We start from the raw sequence: 397 nt of genomic DNA, 5'->3' as shown, positions 1-397 counted from the left end.
CGATCGTGCGTGAGGCTGATGCGGCCGAGAGCGATGCCGGCAAGGCCATCCTGGAGCTCGCGTCGCGCTACAGGGGACTTCGGCATCCCAATCGGAAGGAGGCGCCGGCCTTCAAGGCGGAGCTGAAGGCGATCGCCGGCGCCGGCGAGATCATCGCGCGCGGGCTATCAACCTATCGCGCCGGCGAGGGCCGGCCTGCGCAAACGCTCGCGCTGCATCACCTGCTCGAACGCCAGCACTACAAGCTCGGCCATTGGCGGCTCGCCTCCAGCGACATCAACTACCGCCGCTTCTTCGACATCAACAATCTCGCCGGCATCCGCGTCGAGGATGCCGGCACGTTCGAGGCGATCCATCTGCTCGTGAAGCGGTTGATCGCCGAAGGCAAGCTGCAGGG

At 66.5% G+C, this 397-nt stretch carries 1 pseudogene; it reads left to right on the top strand.

The features are described from left to right. Window positions 1-397, top strand: a pseudogene (locus I6F36_RS39270) (malto-oligosyltrehalose synthase); the annotation flags it as partial.

This window comes from Bradyrhizobium sp. BRP19 (genome assembly GCF_020194195.1).
Taxonomy (GTDB): Bacteria; Pseudomonadota; Alphaproteobacteria; order Rhizobiales; family Xanthobacteraceae; genus Bradyrhizobium; species Bradyrhizobium yuanmingense.
Note: the sequence above shows the minus strand (reverse complement) of the source record. Positions and strands in the feature narration are given on the sequence as shown.